The sequence below is a fragment of the Halomonas sp. PGE1 genome, from assembly GCF_013000985.1.
In the GTDB taxonomy this organism is placed as follows: Bacteria; Pseudomonadota; Gammaproteobacteria; order Pseudomonadales; family Halomonadaceae; genus Halomonas; species Halomonas alkalicola.
Map to the genome: position 1 here is coordinate 2,065,046 of NZ_CP053032.1, position 19,119 is coordinate 2,084,164.

The following is a 19,119-nucleotide window of genomic DNA, read 5'->3' on the forward strand; positions in this document are numbered from 1 at the left end:
CGCCGCGGCGGGCCCCGAAGTGAGTCTCGGGTGCTGATGGGTATCGGGGTCAGCGTGCGTCGTGCATGTCGGCGGCCTGCAGGGTGTTCTCGAGCAGGGTGGCGACCGTCATGGGGCCGACGCCGCCGGGCACCGGGGTGATCCAGCTGGCGCGCTCGGCGGCGGCGGCGAAGTCGACGTCCCCCGCCAGGCTGCCGTCCTCCAGCCGGTTGATGCCCACGTCGATGACGATGGCGCCCTCCTTGACCCACTCGCCCTTGACCAGCCCCGGCTTGCCCACGGCCACCACCAGCAGGTCGGCGCGACGCACGTGCTCCTCGAGGTTCTGGGTGAAGCGGTGGCAGACGGTGGTGGTGCAGCCGGCCAGCATCAGCTCCAGCGCCATGGGGCGCCCCACGATATTGGAGGCGCCGACCACGGTGGCGTCCAGTCCGCGCACCCGGAGATCGGACTGCTCGAGCAGCGTCATCACCCCCTTGGGGGTGCAGGGGCGCAGCATGGGCAGGCGCTGGGCCAGACGGCCCAGGTTGTAGGGGTGGAAGCCGTCCACGTCCTTGTCGGGTCGGATGCGCTCGAGGATCGGGCGGGCATCGAGATGGGCGGGCAGGGGCAGCTGCACCAGGATGCCGTCCACCGCCGGGTCGGCGTTGAGCTGATCCACCAGGGCCTCGAGCTCGAGCTGGGTGGTCTCGCTCGGCAGCTGGTGCTGGAAGGATTCGATCCCCGCTTCCACGCAGGCGTTGTGCTTGTTGCGCACATAGACCGCCGAGGCGGGGTCCTGGCCCACCAGCACCACGGCGAGCCCCGGCACGCGGGCCCCGGCGTCGCGACGTGCCTGAACCTGGCGTGCGACCTGCTGGCGGACTCGGGCGGCTATGGACTTGCCATCGATCAGTTGGGCGGACATCGCGCTTCCTCTGGCGGCTGGGTGGGCGGTGCGGGCTGGCAGCCGGCCCGCGGAAGAAGGCGTGATTTTCGCATGCCGCGGCGTCGAAACAAAGCGCCAGGCCCCAATGTCGATGATCCAAGCGCTTGACCGCAGGGGAAAGTCACGTAGAATACGCAGCGCTCGACGAGGCCCCTGCGGCGGCGTCAGGCCGGCATGAATCGCGGCGGAGTGTAGCGCAGTCTGGTAGCGCGCCTGCTTTGGGAGCAGGATGTCGGGGGTTCGAATCCCTCCACTCCGACCACAACCTGTTGAATGGTCTGCAGAAAACGAGATCTACGGGTTGCGGTTCGGCAGTCTGAAGAGTAGAATGCGCCCATAGCTCAACCGGATAGAGCAACGGCCTTCTAAGCCGTAGGTTGCAGGTTCGAGTCCTGCTGGGCGTGCCAGCTCTGGCAGGATGCGGTTCGAGTTGTTGTCGATTATGGTGGATGTAGCTCAGTGGTAGAGCCCCGGATTGTGGCTCCGGTGGTCGTGGGTTCGATCCCCATCATCCACCCCATTTCGACAGGCGTTGGTTTCGGCTGGCGTTAGTTTCGACAGTTGTTTCAAGGCAGTGGTGGATGTAGCTCAGTGGTAGAGCCCCGGATTGTGGCTCCGGTGGTCGTGGGTTCGATCCCCATCATCCACCCCACTCCTTGACTCCCTCCGTTCGATCCTCGTTTCTGTTCTTTTGTTGCGTTGTATCCTCACGCGGGCTCCACGAGTCGGCGATCTTGGCGTTTCCGGCGTTTGCGCCCCGGCGTGGCCGATATCGTCGCCGCTGGCCGAACTGCCCTTGTAAAAGCGACCGAAGCCCCCATGTTCTGCGGCATGGCGCTTGCCAGTGCCGGGCGGGATTCATAAAATCCCCCCTTTGATCTTTCCACTCTTCAACACAACGCCCCCAGTCGGTAGAGGACATTTCATGCAAGTTTCCGTCGATACGACCTCCCAGATCGAACGCCGCATCACCGTCCAGGTGCCGGCCGCCGAGATCGACGAGGCCGTCAATGCCCGTCTCAAGGATGCCGCCAAGAACGTTCGCATGGACGGCTTCCGCAAGGGCAAGGTGCCGATGTCGGTGATCCGTCAGCGCTACGGCCGCGACGTGCGTAACGAAGTGGTGGGCGAAGTGATGCGCGAGCGCTACGTGCGCGCCATTTCCGAGAACGAGCTCAACCCGGCCGGCTTCCCGCGCATCGAGGCGACCGTCGACGAGGCGGGCAAGGACCTCGAGTTCGTGGCGACCCTCGAGGTCTATCCGGAGTTTGAGCTGGCCTCCATCGAGGGCACCGAGGTCGAGCGCCCGGTGGTCGAGGTGGTCGAGTCCGACGTCGACGAGATGATCGAGACCCTGCGCAAGCAGAATGCCGGCTGGGAAGAGGTTGAGCGTGCCGCCGCCGAGGGTGACCAGGTGACCATCGATTTCCAGGGCTTCCTGGGCGACGAGCCCTTCGAGGGCGGCAGCGCCGAGGGCCACAGCCTGGTGCTGGGCTCCGGCAGCTTCATCCCCGGCTTCGAGGAGCAGCTGGCGGGTGTCGCGGCCGGCGAGGAGAAGGAGATCAAGGTCACCTTCCCCGAGGACTACCAGGCCGCGCACCTGGCCGGTCAGGAAGCCACCTTCAAGGTCAAACTGCACGCCGTGAAGGGCCAGGCCCTGCCCGAGGTGGATGCCGAGTTCGTCAAGAAGTTTGGCGTCGATGACGGCGACCTCGACAAGTTCCGCGCCGAGGTCAAGAAGAACATGACCCGCGAGGCCGCCCAGGCCGTCGACAACCGCGTCAAGCAGCAGGTGCTCGAGGCGCTCAAGAAGGCCAACGAGATTCCGGTGCCGCAGTCGCTGATCCAGCAGGAGACCGACGGCCTCAAGCGCCAGGCGGCCCAGCAGTTCGGCCTGGGCGAGGACTTCGATGTCTCCCAGCTGCCCAACGAGCTGTTCTCCGAGCAGGCCAAGAGTCGCGTCCAGGTCGGCCTGCTGCTGGCCGAGGTGATCAAGTCCGGTGAGCTCGACGCCACCGACGACGAGATCAAGGCCAAGGTCGAGGAACTCGCCGAGCAGTACCAGGAGCCCGCCCAGGTGGTCGAGTACTACATGGGCAACGAGCAGATGAAGACTCAGCTGAAGTCTGCCATTCTCGAAGAGAAGGCCGTTGACAAGCTGCTCGAGCAGGCCAGCGTCAAGGATGTCACCATGACCTACCAGGAGGTCCTGGCCGCTGCCCAGCAGCAGGCCGAGGCCGACGAGGAGGAGAGCGAGGAAGAGGGTCAGGAAGAGAGCAAGGCCTGATCTCCTTCACCGCCTCCGGGCAGGCGCGCCGACGATCGGCGCGCCTGCCCAGCCGCTTCCATTCTTCGGATGCAAGGACGTCACACTGATGAGCAACGAGTTCGAGATCCACAACGCCGGTGGCCTGGTGCCGATGGTGGTCGAGCAGAGCGCGCGCGGCGAGCGGGCCTACGACATCTATTCCCGCCTGCTCAAGGAGCGTGTGATCTTCCTGGTGGGGCCCGTGGAAGACTACATGGCCAACCTGGTGGTGGCTCAGCTGCTGTTCCTTGAGTCCGAGAACCCGGACAAGGACATCCACCTCTACATCAACTCCCCGGGCGGGGCGGTGACCGCGGGGATGTCGATCTACGACACCATGCAGTTCATCAAGCCCGACGTCTCTACCGTCTGCATCGGCCAGGCGGCGAGCATGGGGGCCCTGCTGCTGGCCGGCGGTGCGGCCGGCAAGCGCTTCTGCCTGCCCAACTCGCGGATGATGATCCACCAGCCGCTGGGCGGCTACCAGGGCCAGGCCTCGGATATCGAGATCCACACCCGTGAGATCCTCGGCATCCGTGACAAGCTCAACCAGATCCTGGCGCACCATACGGGCCAGGACATCGATACCATCGCGCGGGACACCGACCGCGACAACTTCATGAACGGCGTCCAGGCGGCCGAGTATGGCCTGATCGATGCGGTGCTGGATAAGCGGCCGACATCCTGATAGCGTGAATTTCATCACGCCCTGACACCGTTCTCCGGCAGCTCGTGCTGCCGATGTGAGCCCGGCCGGGCGCCATGTGCGCCCGGCCAACTGAGATGAGGTAAGCGAATGGCCGACGGCAAAGGCAAGGACGAAGGCGGCAAGCTGCTCTACTGCTCGTTCTGCGGCAAGAATCAGAACGAGGTGCGCAAGCTGATTGCCGGCCCGTCCGTCTATATCTGCGATGAGTGTGTCGACCTCTGCAATGACATCATTCGCGAGGAGGTGCTCGATGCCGATGCCGAGACCGACGAGGAGCGGCTGCCGACTCCCCGCGAGATTCGTCACACCCTCGATGACTATGTGATCGGCCAGGACCGCGCCAAGATGGTGCTGTCGGTAGCCGTCTACAACCACTACAAGCGCCTGCGCTCCGAGGTCAGGAAGGACGACGTCGAACTCGGCAAGTCCAATATCCTGCTGATCGGCCCCACCGGCAGCGGCAAGACCCTGCTGGCCGAGACCCTGGCGCGCCTGCTCAACGTGCCCTTCACCATCGCCGACGCGACCACGCTGACCGAGGCGGGCTACGTGGGCGAGGATGTCGAGAACATCATCCAGAAGCTGCTGCAGAAGTGCGACTACGACGTCGAGAAGGCCGAGCGCGGCATCGTCTACATCGACGAGATCGACAAGATCTCGCGCAAGTCGGACAACCCCTCCATCACCCGTGATGTCTCGGGGGAGGGCGTGCAGCAGGCGTTGCTCAAGCTGATCGAGGGCACCACCGCCTCGGTGCCGCCCCAGGGCGGGCGCAAGCATCCGCAGCAGGAGTTCCTGCAGGTCAACACCGGCAACATCCTGTTCATCGTCGGCGGTGCCTTCGCCGGCCTGGATCGGGTGATCCGCGACCGTGCCGAGAAGGGTGGCATCGGCTTCAGCGCCGAGGTCAAGAGCAAGGACGAGTCGCGCGGCGTGGGCGAGCTGCTGGCCGACGTCGAGCCCGAGGATCTGGTCAAGTTCGGCCTGATCCCCGAGTTCGTGGGGCGCCTGCCGGTGATCGCCACGCTGACCGAGCTCACCGAGGATGCGCTGATCCAGATCCTCACCGAGCCGAAGAACTCGCTGGTCAAGCAGTACGCCAAGCTGTTCGAGATGGAGGGCGTGGAGCTCGAGTTCCGCGAGGACGCCCTGCGCGCCGTGGCGGTCAAGGCGATGGCGCGCAAGACCGGCGCCCGTGGTCTGCGCTCGATCCTCGAGTCGGTACTGCTCGACACCATGTACGAGATTCCTTCCCTGGAGGGGGTCAGTAAGGTGGTGATCGACGCCTCCGTGATCAGCGGCGAGAGCGAGCCGCTGCTGATCTACTCCCAGCAGCAGGAGGCGGCCGGCGACGGCACCGACGGCTGAGCGGTTCGGTCCCGGCGCCAGCGCCGGGACCCGATGCGGGAGCGAGCCTCGCCACAGCCGGTGACCCGCCGGCCAGGCGAGGCCGCTCCCGCGTTCTTTTGTGCGGGCGCTGCCTTTTTTCGTCATCCATCGTCAGGCCTTCCCTTGCAAAGCGGCCGGCGCGCCCCCACCCCTGTCACATTCACCCGTTTTGTTTGAGGAACGTCTGCGATGCAGCAGAACGCCGATCAGACCCTGAGTCTGCCCCTTTTGCCGCTGCGGGACGTGGTCGTCTACCCGCAGATGGTCATTCCGCTGTTCGTCGGCCGGGAGAAGTCGATCCAGGCCCTCGAGGCGGCCATGAGTGCCGACAAGCGGGTGCTGCTGGTGGCCCAGCGCGAGGCCAGCAAGGACGATCCCGACCGCGATGACCTCTTCGCCATCGGTACCGTGGCCGAGATCATGCAGCTGCTCAAGCTTCCCGACGGCACCGTCAAGGTGCTGATCGAGGGGGTCTCCCGCGCCGACGTGGGGGCCATCCATGCCGGCGAGGCCTTCACCTCGGCCGAGGCGGTGCTGCGCGAGAGCGAGCCCCTGACCGAGCGCGAGCAGGAGGCCCTGGTGCGCGTGCTGCTCAACCAGTTCGAGCAGTACGTCAAGATGTCCAAGAAGGTGCCCAACGAGGTGCTCAACTCCCTCTCCGGCATCGAGGACCCGAGCCGCCTGGTGGACACCATCTGCGCCCACCTGTCGCTGAAGATCGACGACAAGCAGCGTCTGCTGGAGATGGATCGCGTGCGCGATCGCATCGAGCACCTGATGGCGCTGATCGAGGCCGAGATCGACCTGCTGCAGGTCGAGAAGCGCATCCGCTCCCGGGTCAAGGACCAGATGGAGAAGTCCCAGCGCGAGTACTATCTCAACGAGCAGATGAAGGCCATCCAGAAGGAGATGGGCGAGCTCGAGAACGTGCCCAACGAGGCCGAGAAGTACGAGCAGGCCATCGAGGCCTCCGGGATGCCCAAGGAGGCCCGCGACAAGGCCACCCAGGAGCTCGGCAAGCTCAAGATGATGTCGCCCAACTCCGCCGAGGCGACGGTGGTGCGCTCCTACCTCGACTGGCTGGTCTCGGTGCCGTGGAAGAAGCGCACCCGGGTCAAGCACGACCTGGTGCACGCCCAGCAGGTGCTGGACGAGGATCACTACGGCCTCGAGGAGGTCAAGGCGCGCATCCTGGAGTACCTGGCCGTGCACAAGCGGGTCAAGAAGCTCAAGGGTCCGGTGCTCTGCCTAGTGGGGCCGCCCGGGGTGGGCAAGACCTCGCTGGGCAAGTCCATCGCCCGGGCCACCAACCGCAAGTACGTGCGCCTGGCGCTCGGCGGGGTGCGTGACGAGTCCGAGATCCGCGGCCATCGTCGCACCTACATCGGCTCGCTGCCGGGCAAGGTGATCCAGCGCATGTCCCGGGCCGGGGTCAGGAACCCGCTGTTCCTGCTCGACGAGATCGACAAGATCGGCATGGACCACCGTGGCGATCCCGCCTCGGCACTCCTCGAGGTACTCGACCCGGAGCAGAACGACACCTTCAGCGACCACTACCTGGAGCTGGACTACGATCTCTCCGAGACCCTGTTCATCTGCACCGCCAACTCCATGAACATCCCGGGGCCGCTGCTGGACCGCATGGAGGTGATTCGTCTGCCGGGGTACACCGAGGACGAGAAGCTGGCCATCGCCAAGCGCTACCTGGCGCCCAAGCAGCTCAAGGCCAACGGCTTCCAGGAAGGGGAGCTGGCCTTCGCTGACGAGGCGATCCTGGAGCTGATCCGCTACTACAGCCGCGAGGCGGGCGTGCGCGAGCTCGAGCGCCAGATCGCCAAGGTGTGCCGCAAGGTGCTGCGCGAGCGCCTCGAGAAGGAGAGCCAGGAGGGCGCGCTGGCGCCGCAGACCCTGGCCGCTGCCGACATCGAGGCCTACGCCGGCGTGCGCCGCTACAGCTACGGCCTGGCCGACCAGGATGACCAGGTCGGACGCGTGACGGGCCTGGCCTGGACCTCGGTGGGCGGCGAGCTGCTCAATATCGAGTCGGTGGTGACGCCGGGCAAGGGGCGCATCAACAAGACCGGCTCGCTCGGTGAGGTGATGAAGGAGTCGGTGAGCGCGGCCCAGACCGTGGTGCGGGCCCGGGCGCTCAAGTTCGGCATCGACCCGGAGCGCTTCGAGAAGGAGGACCTTCACATCCACGTGCCCGAGGGCGCCACGCCCAAGGACGGTCCCAGCGCCGGCATCGCCATGGTCACCGCCATGGTCTCCGCCTACACCGGTCGCCCGGTGCGCTGCGACGTGGCGATGACCGGCGAGGTCAACCTGCGCGGCGAAGTGCTGCCCATCGGCGGCTTGAAGGAGAAATTGCTGGCCGCCCGGCGCGGTGGTATAAAGACCGTGCTGGTGCCCGAGGAGAATCGCCGCGACCTCAAGGAGGTTCCGGATAATATCAAGGAGGCTCTCGACATCAGGCCGGTTCGCTGGATCGACGAGGTGCTTGAAGTTGCGCTGGCCAAAAGGCCGGAGGCTTCCGGAGAGGAATCTCGATCCGAGGATGCCGCCTCATCCCCGTCGATGATCAGCACGCATTGACAATAATTTCCCCACCATGTTTCGTCGAAAAGCCTGATATGGTGGGGTCCGGCGCGGTAGTATGCTTGACAGTCCTTTCATCGCATTGCTATAAAATGCGCCATGCCGTGATCGTGACCTTCCGGTTGAGTTGTTGCGCCGATTAGAGCCAAATTCCGAAAAATCAAGGGGTGAAGTGTGAACAAGTCCGAGCTGATCGAAGCCATTGCCGCGTCTGCCGACATTCCCAAGGCAGCCGCTGCCCGGGCCCTGGACGCCATGGTCGAGACCGTGACCGATAGCCTGAAGAAGGGCGACAGCGTCTCCCTGGTGGGCTTCGGCACCTTCCAGGTCAAGGAGCGCGCCGCGCGTACCGGCCGCAACCCCCAGACCGGCCAGCCGATCGAGATCAGCGCCGCCAAGGTGCCGAGCTTCAAGGCCGGCAAGGCGCTCAAGGATTCCGTCAACTGAGGCGTCCCGCACGCCGCGCCGCTGATGGTTGACTCTCCTACAGGCGCATCGCCCACGGCGGTGCGCCTGTCTTGGTTTAAAGACCGCACTTTCCACACAATACGTTGCCGAGGCCTGCATGCTGCAAAGTATTCGTGACCGCTCCCGAAGCTGGGGCGCCAAGATCATCGTCGGGGCCGTGGTCGTGACCATGGCCCTGTTCGGCGTCGAGTCCCTGGTGGGCCTGTTCGGCGGCGGAGGCGACGAGATCGCCAAGGTCAACGGTGAGCCGATCACCCGCCAGCAGCTGGAACTCGAGGTCCAGCGGGCGATCCGCAGCGGTCAGGTGCCTCCCGAGCAGGAGCGCGCCCTGCGCGCCCAGATGCTCGACCAGCTGATCACCGACCGCCTGCTGACCCAGTATGCCGAGGAGGGCGGCCTGTACCTCTCCGAGGAGCAGCTCGACCAGATCATCGTGTCGCTGCCGGAGTTCCAGGATCAGGAGGGCCGCTTCGACAGCGAGCTGTTCCGCAACCGCCTGGCCAGCGCCGGCTATACCCCGGTGGCCTTCCGCGAGGAGCTGCGCGTGGACATGAAGCGCCAGCAGCTGCAGCAGGGCCTGGCCTTCAGCGACTTCACCCTGCCAAGCGAGCAGGAGACCCTGGCGACCCTGCAGCGCCAGACCCGCAGCTTCCGCTATGCAGCGCTGTCCGCCGAGCAGGTGGAGGGCGACGTGGAGGTGACCCAGGCCGCCCTGGAAGAGTACTACGCCGCCAACGCCGACAACTACCGCCGCCCCGAGCAGGTGCGCCTGGAGTATGTGCTCATCGACCGCCAGGAGATGGCCGAGGCGATCGAGGTGGAGGAGTCCGAGCTGCGCGATGCCTGGCAGGAGCGCACCGCCGACGCCGATCGCCGTCTCGCCCACATCATGCTGACCGTCGGAGGCGAACGCAGTCGCGACGAGGCGCGTGCCGAGCTCGAGGCGGTGCGTGAGCGCCTGGCCCAGGGCGAGTCCTTCGCCGACCTGGCCCTCGAGGTCTCCGACGATACCGTCTCGGCGGAGCAGGGCGGCGACCTGGGCGTGATCAGCCGCGGCTTCTTCGGCGACAGCTTCGACGAGGCGGCCTTCAGCCTCGATGAGGGGGAGGTCTCCGGTATCGTCGAGACCGACAACGGCCTGCACCTGCTGACCGTGACCGGCCTCGAGCGACAGTCCTTCGAAGAGCTGCGCGACGAGCTTCGTCGCGAGGTCGCGCTCTCCCGGGTCGCCGGCGAGTTCAACGAGCGGGTCCAGCGCCTGATCGACGAGAGCTTCGCCGCCGATGACCTGCAGAGTGTGGCCGATGACATCGGGCTCGAGCTGCTGGAGAGCGACTGGGTCTCCCGCGACGGCGCCGAGGGCGTGCTCTCCGAGCCGGGCGTGATGAGCGAGGCCTTCAGCTCCGACGTGCTGGAGGAGCGCTTCAACAGCGAGGTGATCGAGCTGGACAACGATCGCCGCCTGGTGGTGCGCGTGGCCGAGCATCGCGAGGCCACCACCCTGCCCCTGGAGGAGGTGCGCGACCAGGTGGAGGCCAGCGTGGCCGCCAACCTGCGCCGCGAGGCGCTGATGGCGCTGGGCGAGGAGCGCCTCGCGGCGCTGCGCGACGGCGATGAGCAGGGCCTCGACTGGCAGCGGGTCGACGGCGTGGGCCGCCAGGAGTCCCAGGGCCTCTCCCGCGCGCTGGTGGATGCGGTTTTCCGTCTGCCGGCCCCCGAGGGCGATGACCCGGTCTATGGCCGCGCTGCCGACGGTGACCGGGTGGTGCTGATCGCCCTGGAGCGGGTCGAGGAGGGCGAGCTCGATGCCCAGGTCGAGCAGTTCGTGGCCAGCATGGCCGAACGGCTGCGTGCCCAGGCCGCCATCCAGGGCCTGCTGGATGACCTGCGCGACAGGGCGGAGATCCGCCGCTAGGGTCCTCGTCCAGCCGCTAGGCCAGCGAAAAGGAGCAAGCTTCAAGGCAACCCCTTGGCTTGCTCCTTTTTCATGGGGGCCCTGTCGTTGCTGATCCCCGCGTCGCTGGCCCTGGCCTGAATCTGGTCCCTCAGGCTCGTGATCGACATGTTATGATGTAACACTTTCTTCGTCCGAGGACTCCCCATGCCTGCGCCCCTGGCCAATATCCCCGTGCACCTGATCACCGGTTTCCTGGGCAGCGGCAAGAGCACCCTGATCCATCGGCTGATCGAGCAGAAACCCGCGGATGAGCGCTGGGCGGTGCTGGTCAACGAGTTCGGCCAGGTGGGCATCGATCAGACCATGTTCGAGGAGCGCGACGACCTGGTGGTGAAGGGACTGCCGGGTGGCTGCCTCTGCTGCCAGCTGGCCTTCGTGATGCAGGCGACCCTGGTCAACCTGCTGCATCGCCATCGCCCGGACCGGCTGATCATCGAGCCCTCCGGGCTCGGCCATCCCGCGGGGCTGCTGGAGGTGCTGAGGGGCGAGGCCTTCGAGGGGGTGCTGGCGCTCGGGGAGATGGTCGCCGTCTTGGACCCCCGCCGCCTGGATGACCCGCGTGCCATTGAGCACGAGACCTTCCGCGACCAGCTGACCCTGGCCGATGGGGTGGCGCTGACCATGGTCGACCTGGCAAGCCCCGAGCAGGTGGCGAGGGCGAAGGCGTGGCTCGCCGAGCTGTGGCCCGCCAAGCGCTGGATCGTGGAGGCGCCCCTCGGCCGCCTGCCGCTGGCGCGACTGCTCGAGGCCGAAGCGCCCGCCTCGCCGCTCGCGGCGCCCGACAGCGAGACCCACCGGCGGCTTCGCGACGCGGCGGGCGGGGCGCTCGGCTCGCAGGGCGTGGTGCTGGAGGCGTTCGCGGCGCCGCTGCCCGCGCCGGGGCGGCCGCATCGGGAGGCGGGCGAGGCGCTGGGGCATGCCACCCTGGGGTGGCGCTGGCACCCCGGCGACCGGTTCGAGCTCGACCGGTTGGCCATGGTGCTGGGGGAGCTGCCGGCCACCCTGCGGGTCAAGGGGGTGTTCCACTGTGACGCCGGCTGGCGGCTCTACAATCGCGCCGAGGGGGCGGTCAGCCTCACCGCCAGCGCCTGGCGGCGCGACTCGCGCCTCGAGGTCATCGGCACGGCGGGGAGCCTGCCCGACGCCGAAGCGCTGGAGGCGCGCCTAGAGGCCTGCCGGCTGGGCGCGGCGTCACCCGCCTAGGGCGAAGTGCTCGAGCCTGGGGGCCTGCCCCTCCTCGATGACGATCTCCCACCCCTGGCCGGGCTGCCAGTCGCCCAGCACGAGGCGCGTCGCGGCCTGGCCGTCGATGCTCAGGTCGTGCACCGCGGGGCGGTGGGTGTGGCCGTGAATCAGGGTGGTGACGTCCTGTTCGGCCATTACCCTGACCACCTCCTCCGGCGTCACGTCCATGATGTCCTCGGCCTTGTTGGAGTTGGCCTCCCCGGACTGCTCGCGTAGCTGTTTCGCCAGGGCGATGCGCTGCGCCAGGGGCATGGAGAGCACCTGGGCCTGCCATAGCGGGTTGCGAGCCTGGGCGCGGAATGCCTGGTACTCGGCGTCCAGGGTGCAGAGGCTGTCGCCATGCATCAGCAGGATCCGCTGGCCGCCGAGCATCACCACGCTGGGGTCGGGGAGCAGGGTAGCGCCGGCCGCCTCGGCGAAGCGCTCCCCGAGCAGGAAGTCGCGGTTGCCGTGCATCAGGTAGAGCTCGCTGCCGTCGTCGGCCAGGCGCCGCAGCGCCCGGGCGACGCGCAGGGCCAGGTCGGCGTTGCCGCTGGGATCCTGGCCGGCCAGGTCGAGCAGGTCGTCGCCGATCCACGCCTCGAAGAAGTCGCCCAGGATGTAGAGCGCGTCACAGCCGCAGGCGCGCTCCTCCAGCCAGTGCAGGAAGCCTTCGGTGACCTCGGGGGCGCCCGGGTGCAGGTGCAGGTCGGAAATCAGCAGGGTGGCCATCAGGCCTCCTTGACGAAGGCCTTCTGGATCACCACGTCCTCGGCGGGCACATCGGCATGCATGCCGCGGCGGGTGGTGGCCACGCCCTTGATCTTCTCGACCACGTCCATGCCCTCGACCACGCGACCGAACACGCAGTAGCCCCAGCCCTGGATGGACTTGCCGCTGTGGTTCAGGAAGGCATTGTCGGCCACGTTGATGAAGAACTGTGCGGTGGCGGAGTGCGGGTCCTGGGTGCGTGCCATGGCGAGGGTGCCGGCCTCGTTCTGCAGGCCGTTGTCGGCCTCGTTCTCGATGGGATCACGAGTGGGCTTCTGGTTGAAGTCCTCGTCGAAGCCGCCGCCCTGGACCATGAAGCCGTCGATCACGCGGTGAAAGAGGGTGCCGTCATAGAAGCCATCGCGCACGTACTGCTCGAAGTTGGCAGCGGTCTTCGGCGCCTTCTCGTGGTCCAGCTCGATGCCGATGTCGCCGTAGGTAGTCTGCAGAGTGATCATGCGTAAGTTCCTGTGCGGTAAAGGGGCGTTGCCTTGGCGTTGCCCATGGACGTGGCGCTATAATACCGGTTTTGCCTCGCTGCGCGAAACAAGCCCGAGCGTCTCATGTCAGCGGCTTGACCCAGCGGCGAGGGCGCCGGGGATAAGCGGAAGAGGAGGTCCTATGCCAGGGATGGCATCGGTAGCGCCCAGGGATGGGTTCACAGCGCCTCCTCGAACGCTTGTCGCCGGAATAGCCCCGAGCAGTGGAGGCCATCGGCAAGGCTCCAGACCGCACCCTAACCAGAGGTTGTTTTCCCAACCATGACCACCGACACCACCAGCGCGCCGAATTTCATTCGCAACCAGATTCGCGACGAGATCGAGGCCGGTCGCACCGGCAAGATCGTGACCCGCTTCCCGCCGGAGCCCAACGGCTTCCTGCATATCGGCCACGCCAAGTCGATCTGTCTCAACTTCGGCCTCGCCGAGCAGTTCGGTGGTGACTGTCACCTGCGCTTCGATGACACCAACCCGGCCAAGGAAGAGCAGGCCTACATCGACGCCATCCAGGAGGACGTCAGCTGGCTGGGCTTCGAGTGGGCCGGGGCGGTGCGCTTCGCCTCGGACTACTTCGATCAGCTCTATGCCTGGGCCCAGCACCTGATCCGCGAGGGCAAGGCCTACGTGGACGACCTCTCGGCCGACGAGATCCGCGAGTACCGCGGCACACTGACCGAGCCGGGCCGCCCGAGCCCCTACCGCGAGCGCAGCGCGGAGGAGAACCTCGACCTGCTCGAGCGCATGCGCGTCGGCGAGTTCGCCGAGGGCGAGAAGGTGCTGCGGGCGAAGATCGACATGGCCTCGCCCAACATCAACCTGCGCGACCCGATCCTCTACCGCATTCGCCACGCCCATCATCACCAGACCGGCGACAAGTGGAAGATCTACCCCTCCTACGACTTCACCCACGGCCAGTCGGACGCCATCGAGGGGATCACCCACTCCATCTGCACCCTGGAGTTCGAGGACCATCGCCCGCTCTACGAGTGGTTCCTGGAGAACCTGCCGGTGCCGGCGAGGCCCCGCCAGATCGAGTTCGCCCGGCTCAACCTCAACTACACCCTGACCTCCAAGCGCAAGCTCAAGCTGCTGGTGGACGAGGGCATCGTCGACGGCTGGGACGATCCGCGCCTGCCGACCATCTCCGGGATGCGCCGTCGCGGCTACACGCCGGCCTCGATACGCAGGTTCTGCGACATGATCGGCGTGACCCGCGCCGACGGCGGCCTGGTGGACATCGCCATGCTCTACCACGCCATCCGCGCCGACCTCGAGGACAACGCGCCCCGGGCCATGGCGGTGCTCAAGCCGCTGAAGGTGGTGCTGACCAACGTGCCGGAGGGGCATGAGGAGGTCTATGAGGTGCCCGGCCACCCGGCCCGGGACGATCTCGGCCTGCGCAAGCTGCCGTTCACCCGGGAGCTCTATATCGATCAGGACGACTTCATGGAGGAGCCGCCCAAGAAGTTCTTCCGCCTGGCGCCGGGCCAGGAGGTGCGCCTGCGCAACAGCTATGTGATTCGCTGCGATGAGGTGGTCAAGGACGCCAACGGCGAGATCGAGGCGCTCCACTGCTCCGTGGACTTCGATACCCTGGGCAAGAACCCCGAGGGTCGCAAGGTCAAGGGCGTGATTCACTGGGTCAGCGCCGAGCACGGCGTGCCCATGGAGGTGCGGCTCTACGACAACCTCTTCACCGTGGAGCAGCCGGACCGCGACAAGGATGCCGACTTCCTCGACCACCTCAACCCGGAGTCGCTGGTGGTCTGCCAGGCCATCGGCGAGCCGAGCCTCGCCGAGGCCGCCGCCGAGAGCCGCTTCCAGTTCGAGCGGGTGGGCTACTTCTGCGCCGATCGCCACGCCTGCCGCGACGGCAAGCTGGTGTTCAACCGCACCGTGGGCCTCAAGGACAGCTGGGCCAAAGTCATGAAGAAAGACGCGCAGACGAAGGGGTGATCGTGAGCAACGAGCTGCAGATCTACAACACGCTGACCCGCCGCAAGGAAGCCTTTACCCCCATCGAGCCGGGCCGTGTGCGCATGTACGTGTGCGGCATGACCGTCTACGACTACTGCCATCTGGGCCATGCCCGGGTGATGGTGGCCTTCGACGTCATCACCCGCTACCTGCGCCATCGCGGCTATGACGTCACCTATGTGCGCAACGTCACCGACATCGACGACAAGATCCTGCGCCGCGCCGACGAGAACGGCGAGAGCATCGCCTCGCTCACCGAGCGCATGATCGAGGCGATGCACGAGGACGAGGCGCGCCTCTTCGTGCTGCCCCCGGACCAGGAGCCCCGGGCGACCCGCCATGTCGGCGACATCATCGCGATGGTCGAGACCCTGATCACCAAGGGCTACGCCTATGCCGCCGACAACGGCGACGTCTACTACCGGGTGCGCAGGTTCGAGGGCTACGGCAAGCTCAACAACCGCGACCTCGACGAGATGCGCGCCGGGGCGCGCATCGAGGTGGACGAGCACAAGGAGGATCCGCTGGACTTCGTGCTCTGGAAGGCCGCCAAGCCCGGCGAGGCGAGCTGGACCTCCCCCTGGGGCGAGGGGCGCCCCGGCTGGCATATCGAGTGCTCGGCCATGTCCAAGTGCTGCCTGGGCGACACCTTCGACATTCACGGCGGCGGGCCGGATCTCACCTTCCCCCACCACGAGAACGAGATCGCCCAGTCCGAGGCCGCCAACGGCAAGCCCTTCGTCAACACCTGGATGCACGCCGGGGCGGTGAGGGTGAACCAGGAGAAGATGTCCAAGTCCCTGGGCAACTTCTTCACCATCCGCGAGGTGCTCGAGCACCACGACCCGGAGGTGGTGCGCTACCTGCTGGTGGCCAGCCACTATCGCAGCGCGATCAACTACTCTCCGGACTCCCTGGCCGACGCCCGCAAGTCCCTGGAGCGCTTCTACCACTCTCTTGAAGGGCTCGCGCTTGAAGGGCTCGCTCTCGAGGGGCTGGCGCTGGAAGGGCTGGCTCAGGAAGAGGGCGAGCCGGCAGCAGGGGCGGTGGCGCCCGAGTTCGACGAGCGCTTCACCGCCGCCATGGACGACGACTTCAACACGCCCGGGGCGCTCTCGGTGCTCTTCGACCTGGCCCGCGAGCTTAACCGGGCCAGGAAGGAGGCCCCCGAGCAGGCGCCGGCCCTGGCCCTCGAGCTCAAGCGCCTGGGTGGCATCCTGGGCCTGCTGCAGCAGGACGCGGCGACCTTCCTCAAGGCGGGCGCCTCCGGCCTGCCGCTCACGGAAGCCGAGATCCAGGCGAAGATCGACGCGCGCGCCGCGGCCAAGGGAGCGAAGGACTTCGCCGCCGCCGACGCCATCCGCAATGAGCTCGCGGTGCTGGGCATCATCCTCAAGGACTCCCGCGAAGGCACCACCTGGGTCTTCGAGAAGCCGGAAGGCTGAGACACCTTCGCGATCGACAGCGCCCGGACGCCCGGCCCGCCGCAAGGAGGGGCGGGCGTCTTGCTATGGGGGGGAAGTAAGACATGAGTAGTATCATGCTCAAAAAATCTGAAATCTTTAAATAATGTGCGCTACAATGCTCATAACGCGTGTCGAATTGACATTTATGAGCATTATGGTGCGCAAGGGGGTGTCATGGACCTGACGCTGCAGATCCATTTCGACCAGGCCTGGCACGATGCGGCCATGCTGACACTTCCCGGACCCGATCGCGGGGTGCGGGGGGAGTCTCGACTGCGCTATACCACCGAGTATGCCGTCGATTGGATGTTCCATGACGACCTGCATGCCTGCAGTCTGCTACTGCCGGTCGAGCTGATGCTCACCCATGAATCCCCACGCTGGTTCGGCTTCCTGGAAGACATCATGCCGGCTGGCGCGAGTCGCCGCTTCTGGGTGGACTATCTCGGTATACAGGGCCTGCCGGCAGGGCGTCAGGATGCGGAGCTGCTGGCTCGAGGCACCATCGCACCGGTGGGCAACCTGCGCATCAAGGAGGCAGTGCCCGACGATGGCCTGAGGGATAGCCTGGGGGAGCGACGCTTTCCTGTGCAGAGCGTCGTGGAGCGCGATGTGGATTTCCTGGAGTATGCCCAGCAGATGGGGGCGGCCAGCGGAGGTGCGACCGGTGCCGGAGGCGAAGCGCCCAAGCTGCTCCTGAGACTCACCGATGATGAGCGGGTCTGGATCGATACCTGGCAGGAAGAGGCTCATCGACCGGATCTGCCAATGCTGGTGAAGTTTCCCCGCGGAAGCCGCTCTGCCGACGACTGCGACATCCTGCGTGCCGAGTACCACTTCTATCAGGAGCTCGCAGCTCTCGGCATCGACACCATCGAGACAGGCGCCATGCGCCTGATCGAGGGTGAGCGCTATCCCTCGCTGTGGCTTCCGCGCTTCGATATGCAGTACCTTGACGGAGCCTGGACTCGCTACGGCCTGGAATCCGTCTACTCCCTGATGGGGGCGGCGCCTGGCACCTTCCTTCGCCACAGTGAGACCCTGCGTCGCTTGGTGGCGCTGCTCCAGGCGCAGTACCGTGTCCGTGAGCTCGGCGATGCCTTCGACATCCAGGCCTTCGTGATCGAATGGGTGCGGCGGGACCTGCTCAACATTGCCTTTGGCAACTCCGACAACCACGGTCGTAATACAGCCTTGATCAAGCGTCCCGAGGGTATCGGGCTTGCTCCCGTCTACGATTTCGCCCCCATGAGGGCCGACCCCGAAGGGGTGACACGAACCACCCAGTGGGCCCCACCGCTCGAGGCAGGAGGTGAGTATGACTGGCCAGCCATCGCCGCGTCCCTGTCGGACCTCGTGGACCCTGATCGGTTGATGGAAGCGCTCCAGCGGCTTGCGGCCGACTTGGAAGGTCTGGATGAGCGCCTGGCCAGGCGCGGCGTGCCTCCACGAATTCTGGAGCTGCCGACGGTAGGCCTGCGCTCTCTGGGGTGGCGACTCAAGCGCTGGGGGCTGCTGTGAAACCTCGCGATCCCATCGATCGAGAAGCGGCGCTGGTGGCGCTCCTTGAGCGTTTCTACTCCGGAGAGCTCAGCGACGGACAGCTGCTGCGTGCGCTGCGGCGCGATGTGCTGGGCCTGTCCCAGACCCGCTACGCCAGCCTGGTTGGCATCAGTCGGCGTACCCTGTCAGATCTGGAAGGCGACAAGGGTAACGTCACCCTGGAGGTGAAGAACCGCGTCTTTCGGCCCCTGGGCCTGGAGGTGAGTCTGATGCCGCGCAAGAGACGTCTTCTTGCTCAGGTGCGAGGTCTTGTCGAAGACGCTTGACAGTCGAGCGAAGAGGCAGGCGGCAGCGGGATCTGTCGCGGCCAGTCGTCGGCCACCACGAAGAGGCGTCGCCAGCCCGCCTCGGCATGCCAGAGGGCGAGCTGCACCGGCGAGGCGGGCTCCCGGAAGTGCTCGGCCAGCCGGGCCTCGACCTCGCCCAGGGGCTGCAGACACTCATGGCGGGGCAGCGCCAGCCAGTGGGGCTTGGTCAGCCTGGCCGCCCGGGTGCCGGTCGGCAGCCCATCCCGGAAGTCTCTCCACGCTCCCCAGAACAGCCAGGTCCCGCGCAGGTGCGCCGGGTTCGCTTCCCGGGGCACCGGCAGGGGGTGGCGCCAGGGATAGAAGAGCACCCCCGGTATGGCCAACTGGCGATGGATCTCGAGGGGACGAGCGGCGCCGACGGCATCGCCGTCGATCAGCTCGCGCAGGGCCTGGCGGGTCTCGGGCTGCTCGGTCAGGCGAAGCTGGTGTCGATGGAGGTGCTCGCGCTTGCCACCCAGGCTGTCGGCGCCGCCGGGGCCGATCCAGCGCGCCTGGTCCTCGGCGCTTCCCGGTCCCTCGATCAGCCCCAGGTAGTACTTGATGGCGACCTCGAGATGGATCAGCGCCGTCTCGCCGCGGCGGCGGTAGAGCAGGTCGAGCTCGCCCAGGGTCTGCTTGCCGCGATGGATGCGCAGGTTGTGGGCGAGCAGCTCGGTGCCCGGGGCCGCGTCGAGCAGGAACTGCCAGAGCCGCTCGTGGTAGAGCCCCATGCGACCGACGAGGGTCTCGCCGACGCAGGCCTCCAGTGATGTGGGGTCGGCCTCGAGATCATCCAGCCAGGCGGCGAGCAGGGCGTCGTCACCCAGCCCCAGCGCCTCGCGGCTGGGCCGGCCCGGCCAGGGCATGTCGAGCAGATCGGGTGCCAGCAGCAGCCACGCCAGGTCGCGGACCAGCGGATGGTGGCAGCGGTCGAGCAGGGGCGGGGTGGCGTGCGGCATCCGGGGCATCCTTTG

At 66.6% G+C, this 19,119-nt stretch carries 15 protein-coding genes and 4 tRNA genes; 15 read left to right on the forward strand and 4 right to left on the reverse strand.

Going from position 1 to position 19,119, the window contains the following annotated elements; all coding sequences use genetic code 11:
* Positions 1-49: 49 nt before the first annotated feature.
* Positions 50-907, reverse strand: coding sequence for a bifunctional methylenetetrahydrofolate dehydrogenase/methenyltetrahydrofolate cyclohydrolase FolD (gene folD / locus HIR79_RS09770; protein ID WP_169958200.1), 858 nt, complete (start codon positions 905-907; stop codon positions 50-52).
* A gap of 206 nt (positions 908-1,113) precedes the next feature.
* Between folD and HIR79_RS09775 the strand changes: the two genes are divergently transcribed.
* The 11 genes from HIR79_RS09775 to HIR79_RS09825 all read left to right on the forward strand — a co-directional run bounded on the left by HIR79_RS09775 (position 1,114) and on the right by HIR79_RS09825 (position 11,560).
* Positions 1,114-1,190: transfer RNA gene (locus HIR79_RS09775), tRNA-Pro, on the forward strand.
* Positions 1,191-1,258: 68 nt separating this feature from the next.
* Positions 1,259-1,335: transfer RNA gene (locus HIR79_RS09780), tRNA-Arg, on the forward strand.
* 38 nt (positions 1,336-1,373) lie between these two features.
* Positions 1,374-1,448: transfer RNA gene (locus HIR79_RS09785), tRNA-His, on the forward strand.
* A 57-nt stretch (positions 1,449-1,505) separates the two neighbouring features.
* Positions 1,506-1,580: transfer RNA gene (locus HIR79_RS09790), tRNA-His, on the forward strand.
* Positions 1,581-1,853: 273 nt separating this feature from the next.
* Complete coding sequence (gene tig, locus HIR79_RS09795) at positions 1,854-3,215, forward strand: trigger factor (protein ID WP_169958201.1); 1,362 nt, start codon at positions 1,854-1,856, stop codon at positions 3,213-3,215.
* A gap of 88 nt (positions 3,216-3,303) precedes the next feature.
* Positions 3,304-3,924, forward strand: coding sequence for an ATP-dependent Clp endopeptidase proteolytic subunit ClpP (gene clpP, locus HIR79_RS09800; protein WP_169958202.1), 621 nt, complete (start codon positions 3,304-3,306; stop codon positions 3,922-3,924).
* A gap of 108 nt (positions 3,925-4,032) precedes the next feature.
* Positions 4,033-5,313, forward strand: coding sequence for an ATP-dependent Clp protease ATP-binding subunit ClpX (clpX, locus tag HIR79_RS09805; RefSeq protein ID WP_169958203.1), 1,281 nt, complete (start codon positions 4,033-4,035; stop codon positions 5,311-5,313).
* Between the two features lie 210 nt (positions 5,314-5,523).
* Positions 5,524-7,929, forward strand: a complete 2,406-nt coding sequence (gene lon, locus HIR79_RS09810; protein WP_169958204.1) for an endopeptidase La — start codon at positions 5,524-5,526, stop codon at positions 7,927-7,929.
* Between the two features lie 177 nt (positions 7,930-8,106).
* Positions 8,107-8,379, forward strand: coding sequence for a non-specific DNA-binding protein Hbs (hbs, locus tag HIR79_RS09815; protein WP_119022795.1), 273 nt, complete (start codon positions 8,107-8,109; stop codon positions 8,377-8,379).
* A gap of 118 nt (positions 8,380-8,497) precedes the next feature.
* Positions 8,498-10,315, forward strand: a complete 1,818-nt coding sequence (locus HIR79_RS09820) for a SurA N-terminal domain-containing protein (protein ID WP_169958205.1) — start codon at positions 8,498-8,500, stop codon at positions 10,313-10,315.
* Positions 10,316-10,501: 186 nt separating this feature from the next.
* Positions 10,502-11,560 (forward strand): CobW family GTP-binding protein, encoded by a 1,059-nt coding sequence (locus HIR79_RS09825; RefSeq protein WP_169958206.1) that lies wholly within the window; start codon positions 10,502-10,504, stop codon positions 11,558-11,560.
* Here the strand turns inward: HIR79_RS09825 and HIR79_RS09830 are convergent.
* Together HIR79_RS09830 and HIR79_RS09835 are read right to left on the reverse strand one after the other, a co-directional pair.
* Positions 11,549-12,313, reverse strand: coding sequence for a UDP-2,3-diacylglucosamine diphosphatase (locus HIR79_RS09830; protein ID WP_169958207.1), 765 nt, complete (start codon positions 12,311-12,313; stop codon positions 11,549-11,551). The genes HIR79_RS09825 and HIR79_RS09830 overlap by 12 nt on opposite strands.
* A complete protein-coding gene (locus tag HIR79_RS09835; protein WP_169958208.1) occupies positions 12,313-12,810 on the reverse strand; it encodes a peptidylprolyl isomerase in 498 nt (165 codons plus the stop codon). Before HIR79_RS09835 ends, HIR79_RS09830 begins: the two co-directional genes overlap by 1 nt.
* A gap of 303 nt (positions 12,811-13,113) precedes the next feature.
* Here HIR79_RS09835 and HIR79_RS09840 point away from each other — a divergent pair, with 303 nt between their 5' ends.
* The 4 genes from HIR79_RS09840 to HIR79_RS09855 all read left to right on the forward strand — a co-directional run bounded on the left by HIR79_RS09840 (position 13,114) and on the right by HIR79_RS09855 (position 18,124).
* Positions 13,114-14,808, forward strand: a complete 1,695-nt coding sequence (locus HIR79_RS09840) for a glutamine--tRNA ligase/YqeY domain fusion protein (RefSeq protein ID WP_169958209.1) — start codon at positions 13,114-13,116, stop codon at positions 14,806-14,808.
* Between the two features lie 14 nt (positions 14,809-14,822).
* The gene (gene cysS, locus HIR79_RS09845; protein ID WP_169959530.1) at positions 14,823-16,274 is read left to right on the forward strand and encodes a cysteine--tRNA ligase; all 1,452 of its coding nucleotides are present in this window, start codon (positions 14,823-14,825) and stop codon (positions 16,272-16,274) included.
* A gap of 195 nt (positions 16,275-16,469) precedes the next feature.
* Positions 16,470-17,816 carry a type II toxin-antitoxin system HipA family toxin gene (locus HIR79_RS09850; protein ID WP_169958210.1) on the forward strand — a complete coding sequence of 449 codons (1,347 nt, stop codon included), beginning with the start codon at positions 16,470-16,472 and terminating at the stop codon, positions 17,814-17,816.
* Positions 17,813-18,124, forward strand: coding sequence for a helix-turn-helix domain-containing protein (locus tag HIR79_RS09855; RefSeq protein WP_169958211.1), 312 nt, complete (start codon positions 17,813-17,815; stop codon positions 18,122-18,124). Before HIR79_RS09850 ends, HIR79_RS09855 begins: the two co-directional genes overlap by 4 nt.
* Here the strand turns inward: HIR79_RS09855 and HIR79_RS09860 are convergent.
* Positions 18,094-19,104, reverse strand: a complete 1,011-nt coding sequence (locus tag HIR79_RS09860) for a DUF1853 family protein (protein WP_249322107.1) — start codon at positions 19,102-19,104, stop codon at positions 18,094-18,096. The genes HIR79_RS09855 and HIR79_RS09860 overlap by 31 nt on opposite strands.
* Between the last annotated feature and the right edge of the window lie 15 nt (positions 19,105-19,119).

Coding starts and splice junctions, on each gene's coding strand:
- clpP (WP_169958202.1), top strand. CDS start 3,304: ATGAGCAACGAGTTCGAGATCCACAACGCCGGTGGCCTGGTGCCGATG.
- HIR79_RS09825 (WP_169958206.1), top strand. CDS start 10,502: ATGCCTGCGCCCCTGGCCAATATCCCCGTGCACCTGATCACCGGTTTC.
- HIR79_RS09820 (WP_169958205.1), top strand. CDS start 8,498: ATGCTGCAAAGTATTCGTGACCGCTCCCGAAGCTGGGGCGCCAAGATC.
- tig (WP_169958201.1), top strand. CDS start 1,854: ATGCAAGTTTCCGTCGATACGACCTCCCAGATCGAACGCCGCATCACC.
- clpX (WP_169958203.1), top strand. CDS start 4,033: ATGGCCGACGGCAAAGGCAAGGACGAAGGCGGCAAGCTGCTCTACTGC.
- HIR79_RS09850 (WP_169958210.1), top strand. CDS start 16,470: ATGGACCTGACGCTGCAGATCCATTTCGACCAGGCCTGGCACGATGCG.
- lon (WP_169958204.1), top strand. CDS start 5,524: ATGCAGCAGAACGCCGATCAGACCCTGAGTCTGCCCCTTTTGCCGCTG.
- HIR79_RS09830 (WP_169958207.1), bottom strand. CDS start 12,313: ATGGCCACCCTGCTGATTTCCGACCTGCACCTGCACCCGGGCGCCCCC.
- HIR79_RS09835 (WP_169958208.1), bottom strand. CDS start 12,810: ATGATCACTCTGCAGACTACCTACGGCGACATCGGCATCGAGCTGGAC.
- HIR79_RS09840 (WP_169958209.1), top strand. CDS start 13,114: ATGACCACCGACACCACCAGCGCGCCGAATTTCATTCGCAACCAGATT.
- folD (WP_169958200.1), bottom strand. CDS start 907: ATGTCCGCCCAACTGATCGATGGCAAGTCCATAGCCGCCCGAGTCCGC.
- HIR79_RS09860 (WP_249322107.1), bottom strand. CDS start 19,104: ATGCCGCACGCCACCCCGCCCCTGCTCGACCGCTGCCACCATCCGCTG.